Raw genomic sequence first — 14,867 nt, forward strand, 5'->3', positions numbered from 1 at the left:
AGCCATCGTTCAACACGATTCGGCGCATTCGAAAACGTGGCGCGGATTATTTACCCCTGCGCTCGACACCACCTGGTGCCTTGTCGCAATGCAGGCAGTGCTCGCAATTCAGCGTACGGCACAGCCAGATCTTCACTCGCTGCCAGTAAGTGACCATGAAGATGTGGCGCGCGCCGGCCAGGGCCAGGGACACATGCAGCGTCAGGCCGGCACTGGTCGGGCCGAAGAAGATGTTCTGGCTGCGTGCCATAACGACAAAACCGCTGATGGCGATCGCCAAGTAGATCAGCTTCCCGAGGATGCCGTCCCTCACCTTCCCGCTCAGTACGCACCAGGCCGCCCACAGCGCGATAAGGCCGCAGGCGATGGAGTTGATCAGTTCAAGATTCATGGTGGATTGCCTCCCCCGAACCGCTGGCGAATGAGCGCCCAGAGGTCAGCGGATTTGATGGCTCGATTGATGGCCGCCAGAAGCGAGCCGCCGAATGCGCCCAGCAGGAAGCCGATGCCGGCGACGATCTTTGGCTCAGTCACGCCCAGGTAGGTGCTGACCATGCTCGTCAGGTAGATCGAGCAGGCCATGCCGGTGATGAGGAAGATCATCCAGGCACGCCAGTCGTTCAAGTCGTCCTTGTGCCACCAACTGGCGATCACCGCTCCAACCAGGCCCGCGATAAGCAATTCGAACCTGTCGATCTTGTCGAGCAGGCGCTGTAGGTACTCCATGCGCTCGACTCCGTGGGGCATGTTTGAAATAGGTCAGCCCCAACAACACTCCCAGCCATAGCGATGGGTGTGGCGGGGCCGAAAACGAAAAGGGCCCGATCAATGTCGAGGCCTGAAAAGGTACACTTGAGGGGGATAGAGACCGCCGCCCCTTCGAAGAACGAAATACTGGATGGATACAGAAAGAAAGATGAAAGGAAGCAAAATTCTTCCGGCAATGCTCGCAGTTGCCCTTCTAGCGACACAGGGGTGCGAACGCCATGAGGAGCGCATATTTCATATGATTCGATGCACCATGGCAGCGAGCATAGAGAAACAAGACGACTCTGTGATAGAGAAGTCTTGGGAAATAACGGGGCTCTATATGCGAGAAAACGGCATCAAAAAAAGCCAAGCAGAGCTAACTGCGATTGCCGCGAACATAAGAGATGAAATTATGGGCCCACCCGATTCTTCATGGGATGAGCGGGACTCCAGAGTAGTGAAAATCGTTAATAGCGAGTTTTGCACGGCCTATCTGAACTTACTTCAACCGAAATAAGTGCGCGTCTTTCCGCGCTGTCAGCCAAAGACCATCCCAGCGTCGACGCCCCAATGCATCGATCTCGCCAATCTGGTCTCGCGCCACTCTGGAAGTCAGGTGTGAACAGAGCGCGCGGGCGCGACCGGTTTTCAAAGTTACAGAAAAGCAGTCGCGACAGTTGGAAGAGTTTGCTAAGACGGGTCTAGATCCTTAGCTCACGGAGCTTCGACTCAAGAAAGGTCGAATGTCACCTGACCCGGGGCTGCTCGGCAAATTTTGATCATGCTGTCCACCATGTACTTTTGACTTTTGATGGTCAAATGGCCGCCGTTTCCTTTCAGGGTCTGCGCGATTTGAATCACGCTGTCGACCATGTAACCCTCCCCGATTACCAAGCTGCCACCAGCCGCAGCGACCTTCAATAACGAATCAACCATATATGCCATTTTCTGCTCCTTGATCCGGCTCCATGCCGGTCACCCGTAATACCCCAACCGAAAATGAATTGCCAACATCTGTCAAGGAAGACGGCGCCTAACCCAGCCGTAATCTCAGCTCCATCAGATAATCACCAGCGGCTCCTCGCCGCTCAAGACCACCAGGCGCATCAGCTCTCATCAGAGATGCAAGAGCTTCTTCAATTGCGAGGTCGGAAAACGTAGTTCCAGATTGCTTCAGCACTGCCAGTAGCAGTTGCTCAATTGCATCAATTTGCGCCTGATTCGACATCTATACTCCCCCCTAGCCGGCCCGATGCCGGGAAGACTTGATACCGCAACGCAAATCAAAATTCCACTACCATTCACGGATGATATCGTCTTATTAGAAAATCTCACGAACCTACAGATTGAGATTTTAGGACACGGATCTTTGCTCTTCATCAACGACTCGCGGATTTTTAGCTATGATGCTTATATGTCATCACTTTCGAAGGGCGGGCAGCGAATGCGTACTTTACTTTACTTAGCGGCAGCCCTCGCACTATTAATTTCATTTTCCAGCTGTAAATCGATTGATTCAGTTCCAAAAAGAACTCCAAAATTATTGGACCCTGGATATTCTGGGCTTCCAAATCATCAACAGCAATTTCGCAGCGCTCAACTAGCCAGAGTAAATGACTACCTGCTGACTGCCATGAGGGCATCTGACTTTGCTTACAGTGACGGCGAATTAGAGGGTTGGTCTAGAACAACCTTAAGCCGACCTAGCATCGGATCCAAAGAAACATCAACGGTCTATATTTCTAAAGTCGATGAAAAGAATAAAACCATAGATATTGCGGTTCGAGGCACTGCCAATCTTGATGATGCCTACATAGACATTCAGACATCAAAGCAGCTTGATAAGGATACAGGAACTTCGTTTCATCGAGGTTTTCAAATGATCGCCAAAATTGTATATGCGTCTATCAGGGAGAAATACGGTAAAAAAATAGATCAGGGTTATATGATAAGGCTTTACGGCCATTCTTTAGGTGGCGCGGTGGCATCAATTGTATCGATGTATCTTCATGAATCTGGAGCAACAATCGAATTTGTAGGAACTTTTGGCGCTCCGCGCTTCACCAACAATGAAGGCGCAAGAAAATACCAGATATTAAACATTGTTACGTACAGAGTTGTTAGATGCGATGACGCAATACCCTTCATGCCCCCACCAAATATAATTGGATGGTCAAACAACAACTACGAAGCTAACGGCAATGTAATTCTTTTAATGCGGACACCATACTTCGATTACTCGGAGCGCATGGATATAGAACGCGACTTCTCACACCAGTTACGCCTTGAGTTAAGCAATGCCGTATCGAGCAAAGAAATCATCCAGGGGCACCGAATGAAAAATTATGGACGGTTGTTAATAAAGCTATTAGCCTCAGAACAACGCCCAGTATTTTACACATTAGCCATGCAATCAACACTTTGCAGTGGAGACCTTGAAAGCAGACCAACACCAATGTCAATGTAAGTACTACTTTCGAGAAAAGTCTTACCGCTACCGTGCCATCTTGGCGATCGCGGGTGATTAATTCATATACTCATCACTTACCTAACTCACTATAATCCGGTTCCATGCCGGCCACTCGGATATCCGACCTCCAACTTACTAGCTCAATCAACATCTTGCATACGCCGCTCTTTATCGAGGCGATTGGCAAAGTCAAGCATTGAATGAATTCCCCTAGAAAGCGGTTGAAGCTCTTTTTCTTTCATCATTCCCTGCTATCTGATTTTAATCAGTCGATCGTGATATTTGGCAAAAGCGGATAAAGGAGCAATGGCTGCTCGCTTTCCTTGGCGAATAGCTTCTTGCATTTGATGTCGGCGATCTACCGCAGCAAACTCCATAACAAATTTTGCTCGCTCGCGTTTAGCGAGATAGTGCGCTTGAATCCAAACGGTGATCAGGGTCGTACTCGGTCCGATTGCAGCACCGACTAAGCCTGCTACAGCAGCATCCACTTTCAAACTCCCACCGACACTGTGTCGGTCACCCGTAATACCCCATATCAACGAATCACGCCAGCCAGCGAGGATCCCCTATGTCCGCACACCACCCCTCCAAGTACCTGCTGATCAGCAAGCATGGCAAGAGGATGACAAAGGGGATGTTGCGCTTGCGCTGGGACAAGGCGCGGGAGAAGGCGCAGCAAAAAGCAATCGATCAGGGGGATCCGATGCTCGCCGCGAAGATTGGCGGGTTTCAGTTTCGTGACATCCGGCCAAAGGCGGCATCGGAAATCGTCGATATTGGCGATGCAAGCCTGCTGCTGGGGCACAGCAAACAGGAAATTACCAAGCGGGTTTACAGGAGGATCGGCGCTACCGCGAAGCCGTCAAAATAGAGAAATTCTGGAACGCTTCCATAATAGTTATGGAACACCTATGAAGAGCCGCCCCTCGCTGCCAAGTGCCAGAAACACAAAAGCCCCGCAAATGCGGGGCTTTCGTTTGAATCTTGGCGGGAAACCAGGGATTCGAACCCTGGAGACGCTATTAACGTCCGCCGGTTTTCAAGACCGGTGCATTCAACCACTCTGCCAATTTCCCTTGTGCGTCACAGGATTATAGTAGCCCATCCCGTCTCAGCGGGCGCCATAATACCCGAATGAAACACACTGTCAAACTCTCGCCATCGCTTGTTACAGAGCGTCTGTTATGATCTTTGCGACTGAACGTTTCAAAACTGAAGGAGTGTCGCCATGCGCGAACAGAATTACGCAGTGAATGGTAACGCGCAGGCTGAGCAGCTTGAAGTCAGCCGCGTCTTGCGCAACACGTACGGCTTGCTCGCCCTTACCCTCGCATTCAGCGGCGTAATGGCGTTCGTGGCCCAACAGATGCGTGTTGGCTATCCGAATATCTTTGTCGTGTTGATCGGTTTCTATGGCCTGTTCTTCCTGACCAACAAGCTGCGTGACTCGGCCTGGGGCCTGGTGTCGGCCTTTGCGTTGACCGGTTTCATGGGCTTTATCCTCGGCCCGATCCTTAACCGTTACCTGGGCATGGCCGGCGGTGCGGAAGTGGTCAGCTCGGCGTTTGCCATGACCGCCCTGGTATTTGGTGGTCTGTCGGCCTACGTGCTGATTACCCGCAAGGACATGAGCTTCCTGGGTGGTTTCATCACCGCTGGCTTCTTCGTGTTGCTGGCCGCGGTGGTCGCGGGCATGTTCTTCCAGATCAGTGGCCTGCAACTGGCAATCAGCGCAGGGTTCGTGCTGTTCTCGTCGGTGTGCATCCTGTTCCAGACCAGCGCCATCATCCACGGCGGTGAACGCAACTACATCATGGCGACCATCAGCCTGTATGTGTCGATCTACAACCTGTTTATCAGCCTGTTGCAGATCTTCGGCATCATGAGCCGCGACGACTGATTCATCCCGCAATAAAAAATGCCCCGTATCGAAAGATGCGGGGCATTTTTGTTTCCAGCGCTTGGCGTGGATGCTCAATACTGGTTCGGCTCCATTTCCAGCTCGACGTTAAAGCGTTCGGCGATATCGCGCTGGATACGCAGCGCCAGGTTCGCTATATCGTGCCCTGTGGCGCCGCCATAGTTGACCAGCACCAACGCCTGCATTTTATGTACACCTGCGTCGCCATCCCGAAAGCCCTTCCAGCCAGCCTTATCGATCAGCCAACCGGCGGCGAGCTTCATCTGCCCGTCCGCCTGGGGGTAGGCCACCAGGTCCGGGTAAAGGCCCCGTAGCTCTTCGGCCAGCGCCTGGGAAACCAATGGGTTCTTGAAGAAACTACCCGCATTGCCCAGCTCCGCAGGATCCGGCAGTTTTTCCCGACGAATGCTGCAAATCGCCCGACTGACGTCGCTCGGGGTTGCCTCGGTGATCCCCTGCCCGGCCAGGCGCTGCTGCACTGGACCGTAGTCAAGTTTCAGGTGGCTGGCGCGGCTGAGGGCAAAACGCACCCGTAGAATCAGCCAGCGCCCGGTTTCATGCTTGAACAGGCTGTCGCGGTAGGCGAACTGGCATTCTTGCAGGCTGAAATCCCGCAGCTCGCCGGTCTGGCGATCCAGGGCCGTGAGGCCGGCAAACACATCCTTGATCTCCACGCCGTAGGCGCCGATGTTCTGCATCGGTGCCGCACCGACGGTGCCGGGGATCAGGCTGAGGTTTTCCAGGCCGCAAAAGCCGTGTTCGAGGGTCCACAGCACAAACGGGTGCCAGGCTTCGCCCGCTTCGGCCTCGACCACCACGTGCAGGCCATCATCGTGCAGCACGCGAATGCCCTGGGTTGCCATGCGCAATACCAAGGCCGGGATGTCCTGGGTCAGCAGCAAATTGCTGCCCCCGCCGATCACCAGCAGCGGTAACGCATGCATAGCAGCGTAGGCCAGCGCTTCACGGACATCGTCGTCGCTATGGGCCTCGGCGAACAATTGGGCGCGCACATCGATGCCAAAGCTGTTGAATGGCTTGAGCGACACCTGCGTAAGCACGTGCAAGGTCATAACCGCCCCTTCAATTCGATCACCAATAAGTCACAGGCTCGCTCGATCAGGTCCAGGACCCGTTCAAAGCCTTGTTCACCTTCGTAATAAGGGTCTGGCACCTCGTCCACCTCGGCGTCGTAGCGACGCAGGAACAAGTCCAGCTCCGCCTTGCCCTGCACTGGCTGCAGCGCTTTGAGGTTGCGCAGGTTGCTGTGATCCATGGCCAGGATCAGGTCGTAACGTGCAAAGTCGGCGCGAGAGACCTGCTGGGCGCGCTGGGCCGACAGGTCATAACCGCGCAGCAGCGCTGCACGCTGACTGCGCTGGTCCGGCGGGTTGCCGACATGCCACTCACCGGTCCCCGCAGATGCCACGTCGACCTGGTCGGCCAACCCGGCTTCGCGCAACTTATGGCGCAGTACGCCTTCTGCGGTGGGCGAGCGGCAGATATTGCCCAGGCAGACAAACAGGACCTCCATCAGGCCCCCAGCAGGCGACGGACGCGCTCGAGGTCTTCCTGGGTGTCAACGCCCGCAGGAGGAGCTTCCAGGGCATCGCCTACATGGATGCGCACGCCATGCCACAAGGCACGCAATTGCTCCAGGGATTCGGTATTTTCCAACCAGCACGGGCCCCAACTGACGAAGTCATGCAGGAAGCCGGCGCGGTAGGCGTAGATACCGATATGGCGGCGATACGGGACGCCCTCCGGCAACACGTCGCGACTCTGGGCGAACGCGTCCCGCGCCCATGGCAAGGTCGAACGGCTGAATGTCAGGGCCAGACCGTTGATATCGCTCACCACCTTGACCACGTTCGGGTTGAACAGCGTGTCAATGTCCTCGATCGGCTCGGCTAGGGTCGCCATGCGCGCTTCGCCATGGGCCGCCAGGTTGGCGGCCACCTGGTCAATCACGCGCGGTGGAATCAACGGCTCGTCGCCTTGCACGTTGACCACGATCGCATCGGGCGCCAGGCCAAGCTTGGTGGCCACTTCGGCCAGGCGGTCGGTACCGGAATTATGGTCTTCGCGGGTCAGCACCGCTTCGGCACCAAACCCTTTGCAGGCTTCGATGATCCGCGGGTCATCGGTCGCCACCACGACTCGCTCGGCGCTGCTCTTGCAGGCCTGCTCCCACACCAGTTGGATCATCGGCTTGTCGCCGATCAGTTGCAGCGGCTTGCCCGGCAAGCGCGTCGAGGCATATCGCGAGGGAATGACAACGGTAAAGGCGGTGGTCATTTATCCAGGCGCTCATCGGTAGTCAGGGTGCGAGCTTCGCTTTCCAGCATGACCGGAATGCCATCACGGATGGGATAAGCCAGGCCGGCCCCCTTGCTGATCAGCTCGGTTTTGTCGGCGCTGAGCTTGAGCGGGCCTTTGCAGATCGGGCAAGCGAGGATATCGAGCAGTTTGGTGTCCATGAGTGTTTCCTGGAAAGAAGCGTTTTAAGGCAAGAGACGGTCGGGTAACAGGCGCATCAACTGCGTGTCGAACCAAGCGACAAACGCCGGCGACGGTACCGCATCCACCGCAAGGTACCACCAGTCTGGCCGGGCAAAGGCGCGGCACTTCACCGCGTCTTTCTCGGTCATGACCAGTGGTAATGACGGCGTGAAATTCAGGACTTCGGCGCTGTAGGGCGCGTGGTCGGCGAAAGCATGGGGTATTGGACGCCAGTGTAGCGTCTCGAGGGTGTTGAAGAAACGTTGCGGGTTGCCGATGCCAGCGACCGCATGCACCTGCTGGCCCATCGGAAAATGATCGACCGACTGGTGCTCGCCGCTGTGCAGATTGACCAACGTGGTGGGCAGCAGACGAAAGGCAAAACCGTCGTCGCGGTCCGTAGTGGCACCATTGTAGAGCAGCGCATCAACGCTCTGCAGGCGCTCCATCGGCTCGCGCAATGGCCCGGCCGGCAGGCAACGGCGATTGCCCAAGCCGCGCGCGGCGTCAATCAGCACCAGTTCAAGATCGCGGGCCAGGCGGTAATGCTGCAGGCCGTCGTCAGAGAGGATCAGGTCGAGGTTGTCACTGGCCAGCAAGGCCTTCACTGCGCGACTGCGATCGGGATCGATCATCAGTGCTACACCGCTGCGCTGCACGATCAGCAAGGGCTCGTCGCCGGCCACTGCGGCGCTTTGGTTGGCCTCGACGCGCCATGGCAACTGCGGCGGCCTGGCGCCATACCCACGACTGACCACCCCCACACGCAAGCCACTGCGCCGGCAATGCTCGATCAACCATAGGATCAACGGCGTCTTGCCAGTGCCTCCTACGGTGATATTACCGACCACAACCACAGGCACCGGCGATTGATAGATGTCGCCCTCGCCCGCCACGAAACGCGCACGCTTGCGCTGCACCACCCGGCGATACAGACACTCCAGCGGCCTCAACAGCGTGAGCGCCGGATGACCTTCGTACCAAGCCTTGAGCAAACGATCGGACATGGCCATCAGGGTTGGCTCGCCGCCTCGACCGTGGACATGCGCAGATGGCTGAAACCCAGCTTGCCGGCGGCATCCATCGCGGTGATCACGGCTTGATGCTGGGTCTTGCCATCGGCACTGATGGACAGGGGCATCTTGGTGTCGCCACCGGATTCCTTCTGCAAGGCCTCCATCAGGCTATTGAGGTCGTTTTTTTCCAGCAACTGATTGTTAACCGAAAACACCCCGTCGGCGCTGATGGCGATGTCCAGTTGCTTGACCTCCTGGTCCTCGGCCGGCGACCCGCTCACTGCTTCCGGCAAGTCGACGCGCAGCTCGGTCTGTCGGGTGAAGGTGGTGGTGACGACAAAAAACAGCAGCAGGATAAACACCACATCAATCAGCGACGCGAGGTTGATATCGACATTTTCCCGTTGCTTGCGGCGAAATTTCACGCTTTGCCCTCGACCAGGTCCACATCACGGTCGCCCTGCACCACTTCCACCAGCTTGATGGCTTCCTGCTCCATGCCCACCACCAGTTCATCGATGCGGCGCTGCAGGAAGCGATGGAAGAACACCGAGGGAATACCGACCATCAGGCCCGCGGCCGTGGTGATCAATGCCTTGGAAATACCGCCGGCCAGCACGGCAGCGTTGGTGGTCATGCCGGAGCCCGTGAAGGCGCTGAAAATATCGATCATGCCCAACACCGTGCCGAGCAGGCCGAGCAACGGCGCCATGGCCGCGATGGTGCCCAGGGCGTTGATGTAGCGCTCCAGCTCATGGATGACGCGGGCAGCCGCTTCTTCAATGCACTCCTTCATGATCTCGCGACCATGCTTGGAGTTGGCCAGGCCGGCGGCGAGAATTTCACCCAGCGGTGAATGGGCGCGCAGCTCCTTGAGCTTTTGCTTGTCCAGTTGCTTGTTCTTGATCCAGCCCCAGACCTGCCCCAGCAGATGCTCCGGGGTGACGCGACTGGCGCGCAGGGTCCACAGGCGTTCGGCAACGATGCCGAGTGCGGCGATGGAACTCATGATGATCGGCAACATCATCCAGCCGCCGGATTTGACCAATTCCCACACAGTGAATGTCCCCTCGAAAAAGTGCGCCACTTTACCATATAGGTTCGGCAGCAGGGTTCGTCGGCCATGGACCCGCCTCTCACGGGCTCCGGTCTTTGGTAACGCAGGATTACGGTAACGCTTCGCGCCAGAAACGGCGTTGACTGCGCGCAACAGTCGGTGGCAGGAACGCCCCCAATTGCACACGCACAGCCCCTTGTTCAGCACTGTCATAAACCTGGGTACCCAGTGCCCGGTAGCGTTCCATCACCTGGGGGTGGGGGTGGCCGAACGCGTTGCCTCGCCCCCTGGAAATCAGCACCGCCGTGGGCGCCAGCCGCTGCACAAAGGGCCAGGACGAAGAACTGCGGCTGCCATGATGGGGCGCCTGCAACCAATCGGTCCGCACAGCCAAGGGCGAGGCAAGAAAAGCCCGCTCGGCGGCGCGATCAATATCCCCCGTGAGCAACATGCGCTCACCCTTGGCCTGGACCTGTAATACACAGGATTTCGGGTTACCACTAATAGCATCTGGCCACTGCCACAGTTCAAATGACACCCCATCCCACTCCCACTGTTCACCGCTGACACAGGGTTCAGTGCCGAGAAACGCCGGCAAGCCTCGTGTTTCGCCTCCGACTACCCGTCTGATCGGCAGCCCACGGGCAATAGCCGCCGCACCGCCGGCATGGTCGGCGTCGGCGTGGCTGAGCAGCATCATGTCCAATACCTCCACCCCGAGTTTTCTCAATGACGGCAATACCACACGCGCGCCAAGATCGACTTCCCCCGAGCGCGGACCCGCATCGTAGAGCAAGGTGTGATGACGGGTGCGCAGCACCAGCGCCTGCCCCTGACCGACATCCAGTTGCACCACCTCAACCTGCCCATGGGGCACCGGCTCCCGCGGCGGAAACACCGCCAACAACAGCATCGGCCACCCCATCGGTCGTAACGGTACGCCCCTGGGCAACAGCAGTAACACTGCACCCGCGACGCTCACCAGCCAATAGCCCATCGGCACCTCGGCCGGTATCCATGCCGGCAGGTGCCCGGCCAGCAACGCCAAGGCGCGGAACAACCCATCCAGCGCCCCACCCGCCAGCCATAACAGCCCCTCCCCCACAAAGGGCACCGCCACCAGCACAGTGCCCAACAATGCCAAGGGCAACACCACCAGGCTGATCCATGGCACGGCAAACAGGTTAGCCAACGGCGCGCTGAGACTGATGGGCAACCCCAGCACCAGCAACAGCGGAAACAGGCCGATCGCGATCAACCACTGGGGACGGGTCCAGGCTTGCCAGGCGCTCCACGGCCCCAAACGCCCACCGAATGCCAGCACCAATACCGCGACAGCCGCGAACGACAACCAGAACCCCGGCTGCAGGCTGGCCAAAGGCTCAAGGATCAGCACGCCATTAAATGCCAGTAACAATGGCCACCAGGCGCCCAAATGGCGAAAACGCAAACGCCACAGCAATACCAGCCCCACCATCACGCAGGCCCTTTGCACCGGCACTCCGAACCCCGCAAGCAGGCCGTAGCCCAGCGCGGCAGCAAATGCCAGGCCACACGCCCAAGGCAGCCACGGCCAGGCGGGGGGCCAGCAACCGTAGCGCGCCAGCAGTGTGACCAGCCCATAGATCAACCCCGCCAGCAAGCCAATATGCTGGCCGGATATCACCAGCAGGTGCACCGTACCGGTGTCCTGCAACACACGCCAATCCTCGGCGGCCAGCCCCGAGCCATCGCCCAGCACCAAGGCGGCCAGCCCGGCCTCGCGGCCTTGGGCATCCACAGCCATCAGTCGTTGGCGGACCGCGTCGCGCCAAGCGTTGCGCGCCGGCGCCAAACGCTCACCGTCTTTCACCGAGCCGGTGGCACCGATGCGCTGGGCCAACAGCCAGGCCTCATGATCAAAGCCATGGAAGTTGAGCACGCCGGATGGCCGCTTGAGCGTCACGGCCAAGCGCCAGCGCTCCCCACTGCGCACCGGTGGCCCGCCATGCCAGGCCACGCGAATACGCTTGGGTAAACGCGCCTTGGGGGACCGGCCGTCGGTCAGTTCGAAACGCACGCCCGTGCTGGTCTGCTGCGGCAACCCGGTCACCCGGCCCTCCACCCAGCGCGTCTGGCCATCGAGGGCCGGTTGCAGGCGGTCATCCAGCGCCCACTGCGCGCTGATGCACGCCCAACTCAAGCCCAGCAGAAAGAACGCCAGCGGGTGGCTGCGAAACGGCAGCAGCATCAACGCCAGCACGCACATGGCCAACACCCCCGCGGCAGGCGGCAACGCGGGTAAAAAACGCAAGGCGAGCAGCCCCAGCGCGAGCGCGAACATCCCTGTCTTCATGAATCATCCCTTCCAAGTGATCCACTCAGTCTTAGCCGGACACCGAGCAACGCCTATGATGTTTTGTCACAAAGTCTGAATTTTCTGTTTATAGAATGCGGGCATACTTGCCCCTCGAACTGACCTGGACCCCTTATGCCCCGGCGCTTATTCAAACGGTACATGCCCGACCCCACCAGTATCAGGGAACACAAGTCATTACAGTTTCTTGGCACCTTGCTGCATGACCCGAACCTCTGGCACCTGAACCGACACTCGGTGGCGCGTGCCATGGCCGTGGGTTTGTTCGCGGCGTTTATCCCGATCCCCTTGCAGATGCTGCTGGCTGCGGTGCTGGCAATCGCGGTGCGCGGCAATATGCCCATTGCCATCAGCCTGGTGTGGCTGACCAACCCGATCACCATGCCGGTGGTGTTCTTTTGTACCTACATGACCGGCGCCTGGCTGATGAATGTGCCGCCGCGCAGCCTGCCCGATGACCTGACCTGGGAATGGATCAGCGGTCAGCTGAGCACGCTGTGGCAGCCGTTCCTGCTGGGTTCGGTGGTGTTGGGCCTGGTATTGGGTGCGCTGGCCTATTGCCTGACCATGATTTACTGGCGCTGGTGGGTCGCGCACCAATGGAAGAAACGCAAACAGCGCCGCGGTTAATCCGCGCGGGCCGGCAACCGCAGGTGCACGCGCAAGCCCTGCCCGGCGTTTTCCGCCCAGAGGCTACCGCCCTGGCGTTGCACGGCATTGCGCGCGATGCTCAAGCCCAGTCCGAAGCCGCCGTCGCCGGGGCGTGAACCCTCCAGCCGGGTGAACGGCGCAAAGATCCGTTCCAGATCGCCCTCATCAATTCCCCCGCCCTGATCTTCCAGCCACAGGTGCCAGTGCTCGTCATCACGGCGTCCATCAAGCCACACAATCCCGCCCACAGGGGAATGTCGTATGGCGTTGCGCAGGATATTTTCCAGCGCCTGGGCCAAGGCATTCAGGTTGCCGCGCACCCAGCAATCAGCCCCGACCACGCACGGCAGGCGCGTGGCTGGCCAGTCGCTTTCAAAACAGGCGTTCTCGCTGAGCATGTCCCACAGCGCTTGCACCTGGATGTTTTCCACCGGCAGCGGCGCCCGCTCGGTATCCAGCCAGGCCAGTTGCAGGCTGTCATCCACCAGGCGTTGCATGGCATCGATCTCCCGTCCCAGCCGCTCACGCAGTAGCGTCAGGTCTCGCTCACTGTCACAGGCCACCCGCAAACGGCTTAACGGCGTGCGCAGTTCATGGGACATGTCCCGCAGCAGTTGCCGTTGCACCACCACCGTGCCTTGCAGGCGCTCGGACATCTGGTCAAAGGCGCGCCCCAATTCGCCGAGTTCATCCTGGCGACTGGTGGCATCGCGGGACAGACGGGTATTCAATTGATCGGCACGCCAGGCGTTGGCCTGCTCGCGCAGCTGGTTGAGAGGCATGATCAGCAGCCGATAAAGGCCGATGCACAGCAACAGGGTAAACAGGCCTGGGATCATGCCATTGGTCACCACCCGCCAGAACAGCTGGTATTGCCCCGGCATAAAGCGTTGGGGCAGTTCGATGACCAGCGAGCCGACGCTGGGGTCGACGGGAAACGGCACCTTCATCCAGGGCAAGCCTTTGACATGGCGGCTGACCGGCCAATCCAGGCCGCGCAAAAAAGTCAGGCGCTGGCTTTCCTTATCGTTCAGTGGCGCGCTGCTGAGCGACTGCAGGTCATTGCCGATCACGCCGACCCAAGTGCTTTCACGCGTTGCCATCAATTGCAGCCAAGCATCCACGCCGGCACGCCCCTGGGTGCTGAAGGCCAACTCGGCACCCGCCGCGTAGCCCCTGAGAATCTCGCGGGACTTGTCCGCCAGGAAGGCGTTCTGCTCCTCCATGTACCGGCCCCACGACCAACTGAGCCAGATCATCAGCAAGCAGAAAGCAATCAGCAGGCACGCCAGCTTCCAGAATATCGAATGCTTGCCCGGAAGCCGCTGCAATGGCCGCTCAAACAGCTTCATCGTGACCGCTCAGTACATAACCCTTGCCCCACACCGTGCGCACTTCGCGCTCGCTGTAGCCGATGGCCTTGAGCTTGCGACGCATCTGGCTGATGTGCATATCGAGGCTGCGGTCGTGGGGTGCATAGCCGCGCTGCAACACATGTTGATAAAGGAAGGCCTTGCTCAGGACCTCTTCCACGTTGCGGTGCAGGGTTTCCAGCAGACGGTATTCACTGCGGGTCAGTCCGGCCCACTGCGCCTGATAGACGACATCGCACAACTCATCATCAAAGCGCAGGGTGCGTGCGTCGTCGCGCATCGCTTGCTGCGTCGGCAACGGCCGACGGTCCAAGGCCACGCGGCGCAGGATGGCTTCGATGCGCACCCGCAGTTCAATCATGCTGAACGGCTTGGGCAGGTAATCGTCCGCGCCCAGGCGAAAGCCGTTGATGCGGTCAGCCTCGGCGCCCAAGGCAGACATCAGGATGACCGGCGTCGCGTGATGCTGGCGCAAGTGCGTGAGAATCGACAAGCCATCCAGCCCCGGCAGCAAAATATCCATCAACACCACGTCGAACACTTGGCTACGCGCCAGTTGCAAGCCTTGCTGGCCGTTCTGGCACCAAGTGACCTGAAACCCGCAGTGCCCCAAATGCTCGTGGACGTAGGCACCGAGCACAGGGTCATCTTCGATGGTCAGGATATTGGGTAGGCTAACTGCCGCGGGATTCATTAGCGTCTGCAAGTCATTCTCAAATACTAATTATTCAAGATTACCCCGCCTCAGGCAATCGCCGAGCGGCGCGA

General features: G+C 58.5%; 19 protein-coding genes, 1 tRNA gene and 1 pseudogene. 5 read left to right on the plus strand and 16 right to left on the minus strand.

Going from position 1 to position 14,867, the window contains the following annotated elements:
• Positions 1-46: 46 nt before the first annotated feature.
• Together AB7933_RS20885 and AB7933_RS20890 are read right to left on the minus strand one after the other, a co-directional pair.
• Positions 47-391: a hypothetical protein gene (locus AB7933_RS20885; RefSeq protein WP_024076122.1), complete on the minus strand. Its 345-nt coding sequence runs from the start codon at positions 389-391 to the stop codon at positions 47-49.
• Positions 388-726, minus strand: a complete 339-nt coding sequence (locus AB7933_RS20890; RefSeq protein WP_003218335.1) for a hypothetical protein — start codon at positions 724-726, stop codon at positions 388-390. Before AB7933_RS20890 ends, AB7933_RS20885 begins: the two co-directional genes overlap by 4 nt.
• A 172-nt stretch (positions 727-898) precedes the next feature.
• On the opposite strand from AB7933_RS20890, the gene AB7933_RS20895 reads away from it, so the two are divergent.
• Complete coding sequence (locus tag AB7933_RS20895; protein ID WP_024076123.1) at positions 899-1,267, plus strand: hypothetical protein; 369 nt, start codon at positions 899-901, stop codon at positions 1,265-1,267.
• A 212-nt stretch (positions 1,268-1,479) separates the two neighbouring features.
• Here AB7933_RS20895 and AB7933_RS20900 read toward each other — a convergent pair whose 3' ends face one another.
• The gene (locus tag AB7933_RS20900; RefSeq protein WP_024076124.1) at positions 1,480-1,695 is read right to left on the minus strand and encodes a hypothetical protein; all 216 of its coding nucleotides are present in this window, start codon (positions 1,693-1,695) and stop codon (positions 1,480-1,482) included.
• 88 nt (positions 1,696-1,783) lie between these two features.
• Positions 1,784-1,978 carry a hypothetical protein gene (locus tag AB7933_RS20905; protein WP_024076125.1) on the minus strand — a complete coding sequence of 65 codons (195 nt, stop codon included), beginning with the start codon at positions 1,976-1,978 and terminating at the stop codon, positions 1,784-1,786.
• A 141-nt stretch (positions 1,979-2,119) separates the two neighbouring features.
• On the opposite strand from AB7933_RS20905, the gene AB7933_RS20910 reads away from it, so the two are divergent.
• Positions 2,120-3,217 carry a lipase family protein gene (locus AB7933_RS20910; RefSeq protein WP_158244164.1) on the plus strand — a complete coding sequence of 366 codons (1,098 nt, stop codon included), beginning with the start codon at positions 2,120-2,122 and terminating at the stop codon, positions 3,215-3,217.
• A 254-nt stretch (positions 3,218-3,471) separates the two neighbouring features.
• Here the strand turns inward: AB7933_RS20910 and AB7933_RS20915 are convergent, their stop codons facing one another.
• Positions 3,472-3,711, minus strand: a complete 240-nt coding sequence (locus AB7933_RS20915) for a hypothetical protein (protein ID WP_143036948.1) — start codon at positions 3,709-3,711, stop codon at positions 3,472-3,474.
• An 83-nt stretch (positions 3,712-3,794) separates the two neighbouring features.
• On the opposite strand from AB7933_RS20915, the pseudogene AB7933_RS20920 reads away from it, so the two are divergent.
• Positions 3,795-4,094 (plus strand): annotated as a pseudogene (locus AB7933_RS20920) (integrase); the annotation flags it as partial.
• A 114-nt stretch (positions 4,095-4,208) separates the two neighbouring features.
• Here the strand turns inward: AB7933_RS20920 and AB7933_RS20925 are convergent.
• Positions 4,209-4,299, minus strand: a tRNA-Ser gene (locus AB7933_RS20925).
• A 152-nt stretch (positions 4,300-4,451) separates the two neighbouring features.
• On the opposite strand from AB7933_RS20925, the gene AB7933_RS20930 reads away from it, so the two are divergent.
• Positions 4,452-5,123: a Bax inhibitor-1/YccA family protein gene (locus AB7933_RS20930; protein WP_010209655.1), complete on the plus strand. Its 672-nt coding sequence runs from the start codon at positions 4,452-4,454 to the stop codon at positions 5,121-5,123.
• A 74-nt stretch (positions 5,124-5,197) separates the two neighbouring features.
• Here AB7933_RS20930 and murB read toward each other — a convergent pair whose 3' ends face one another.
• The 8 genes from murB to AB7933_RS20970 form a co-directional block, all read right to left on the minus strand.
• Complete coding sequence (murB, locus tag AB7933_RS20935) at positions 5,198-6,217, minus strand: UDP-N-acetylmuramate dehydrogenase (RefSeq protein WP_024076127.1); 1,020 nt, start codon at positions 6,215-6,217, stop codon at positions 5,198-5,200.
• Positions 6,214-6,678 (minus strand): low molecular weight protein-tyrosine-phosphatase, encoded by a 465-nt coding sequence (locus AB7933_RS20940; protein ID WP_024076128.1) that lies wholly within the window; start codon positions 6,676-6,678, stop codon positions 6,214-6,216. Before AB7933_RS20940 ends, murB begins: the two co-directional genes overlap by 4 nt.
• Positions 6,678-7,442 (minus strand): 3-deoxy-manno-octulosonate cytidylyltransferase, encoded by a 765-nt coding sequence (gene kdsB / locus AB7933_RS20945; protein ID WP_024076129.1) that lies wholly within the window; start codon positions 7,440-7,442, stop codon positions 6,678-6,680. Before kdsB ends, AB7933_RS20940 begins: the two co-directional genes overlap by 1 nt.
• Complete coding sequence (locus AB7933_RS20950; protein WP_003174668.1) at positions 7,439-7,624, minus strand: Trm112 family protein; 186 nt, start codon at positions 7,622-7,624, stop codon at positions 7,439-7,441. Before AB7933_RS20950 ends, kdsB begins: the two co-directional genes overlap by 4 nt.
• Positions 7,625-7,648: 24 nt before the next feature.
• Positions 7,649-8,659, minus strand: a complete 1,011-nt coding sequence (lpxK, locus tag AB7933_RS20955; RefSeq protein ID WP_024076130.1) for a tetraacyldisaccharide 4'-kinase — start codon at positions 8,657-8,659, stop codon at positions 7,649-7,651.
• Complete coding sequence (locus tag AB7933_RS20960; RefSeq protein ID WP_024076131.1) at positions 8,659-9,087, minus strand: ExbD/TolR family protein; 429 nt, start codon at positions 9,085-9,087, stop codon at positions 8,659-8,661. The genes lpxK and AB7933_RS20960 overlap by 1 nt, the downstream gene beginning before the upstream one ends.
• Positions 9,084-9,719, minus strand: coding sequence for a MotA/TolQ/ExbB proton channel family protein (locus AB7933_RS20965; protein ID WP_024076132.1), 636 nt, complete (start codon positions 9,717-9,719; stop codon positions 9,084-9,086). Before AB7933_RS20965 ends, AB7933_RS20960 begins: the two co-directional genes overlap by 4 nt.
• 109 nt (positions 9,720-9,828) lie before the next feature.
• Positions 9,829-12,054 carry a DNA internalization-related competence protein ComEC/Rec2 gene (locus AB7933_RS20970; RefSeq protein WP_236645988.1) on the minus strand — a complete coding sequence of 742 codons (2,226 nt, stop codon included), beginning with the start codon at positions 12,052-12,054 and terminating at the stop codon, positions 9,829-9,831.
• Positions 12,055-12,189: 135 nt separating this feature from the next.
• Here AB7933_RS20970 and AB7933_RS20975 point away from each other — a divergent pair, with 135 nt between their 5' ends.
• Entirely contained in the window at positions 12,190-12,705 is a 516-nt protein-coding gene (locus AB7933_RS20975) for a DUF2062 domain-containing protein (protein WP_024076134.1), read from the plus strand.
• Here the strand turns inward: AB7933_RS20975 and AB7933_RS20980 are convergent.
• The gene (locus tag AB7933_RS20980) at positions 12,702-14,078 is read right to left on the minus strand and encodes a sensor histidine kinase (RefSeq protein WP_024076135.1); all 1,377 of its coding nucleotides are present in this window, start codon (positions 14,076-14,078) and stop codon (positions 12,702-12,704) included. The genes AB7933_RS20975 and AB7933_RS20980 overlap by 4 nt on opposite strands.
• Positions 14,065-14,793 (minus strand): response regulator transcription factor, encoded by a 729-nt coding sequence (locus AB7933_RS20985; protein WP_024076136.1) that lies wholly within the window; start codon positions 14,791-14,793, stop codon positions 14,065-14,067. Before AB7933_RS20985 ends, AB7933_RS20980 begins: the two co-directional genes overlap by 14 nt.
• Positions 14,794-14,867: the final 74 nt, after the last annotated feature.

This window comes from Pseudomonas gorinensis, assembly GCF_042015035.1.
Lineage (GTDB): Bacteria > Pseudomonadota > Gammaproteobacteria > Pseudomonadales > Pseudomonadaceae > Aquipseudomonas > Aquipseudomonas gorinensis.

Coding starts and splice junctions, on each gene's coding strand:
- AB7933_RS20885 (WP_024076122.1), bottom strand. CDS start 391: ATGAATCTTGAACTGATCAACTCCATCGCCTGCGGCCTTATCGCGCTG.
- AB7933_RS20890 (WP_003218335.1), bottom strand. CDS start 726: ATGGAGTACCTACAGCGCCTGCTCGACAAGATCGACAGGTTCGAATTG.
- AB7933_RS20895 (WP_024076123.1), top strand. CDS start 899: ATGGATACAGAAAGAAAGATGAAAGGAAGCAAAATTCTTCCGGCAATG.
- AB7933_RS20900 (WP_024076124.1), bottom strand. CDS start 1,695: ATGGCATATATGGTTGATTCGTTATTGAAGGTCGCTGCGGCTGGTGGC.
- AB7933_RS20905 (WP_024076125.1), bottom strand. CDS start 1,978: ATGTCGAATCAGGCGCAAATTGATGCAATTGAGCAACTGCTACTGGCA.
- AB7933_RS20930 (WP_010209655.1), top strand. CDS start 4,452: ATGCGCGAACAGAATTACGCAGTGAATGGTAACGCGCAGGCTGAGCAG.
- murB (WP_024076127.1), bottom strand. CDS start 6,217: ATGACCTTGCACGTGCTTACGCAGGTGTCGCTCAAGCCATTCAACAGC.
- AB7933_RS20940 (WP_024076128.1), bottom strand. CDS start 6,678: ATGGAGGTCCTGTTTGTCTGCCTGGGCAATATCTGCCGCTCGCCCACC.
- kdsB (WP_024076129.1), bottom strand. CDS start 7,442: ATGACCACCGCCTTTACCGTTGTCATTCCCTCGCGATATGCCTCGACG.
- AB7933_RS20950 (WP_003174668.1), bottom strand. CDS start 7,624: ATGGACACCAAACTGCTCGATATCCTCGCTTGCCCGATCTGCAAAGGC.
- lpxK (WP_024076130.1), bottom strand. CDS start 8,659: ATGGCCATGTCCGATCGTTTGCTCAAGGCTTGGTACGAAGGTCATCCG.
- AB7933_RS20970 (WP_236645988.1), bottom strand. CDS start 12,054: ATGAAGACAGGGATGTTCGCGCTCGCGCTGGGGCTGCTCGCCTTGCGT.
- AB7933_RS20975 (WP_024076134.1), top strand. CDS start 12,190: ATGCCCCGGCGCTTATTCAAACGGTACATGCCCGACCCCACCAGTATC.
- AB7933_RS20980 (WP_024076135.1), bottom strand. CDS start 14,078: ATGAAGCTGTTTGAGCGGCCATTGCAGCGGCTTCCGGGCAAGCATTCG.
- AB7933_RS20985 (WP_024076136.1), bottom strand. CDS start 14,793: ATGAATCCCGCGGCAGTTAGCCTACCCAATATCCTGACCATCGAAGAT.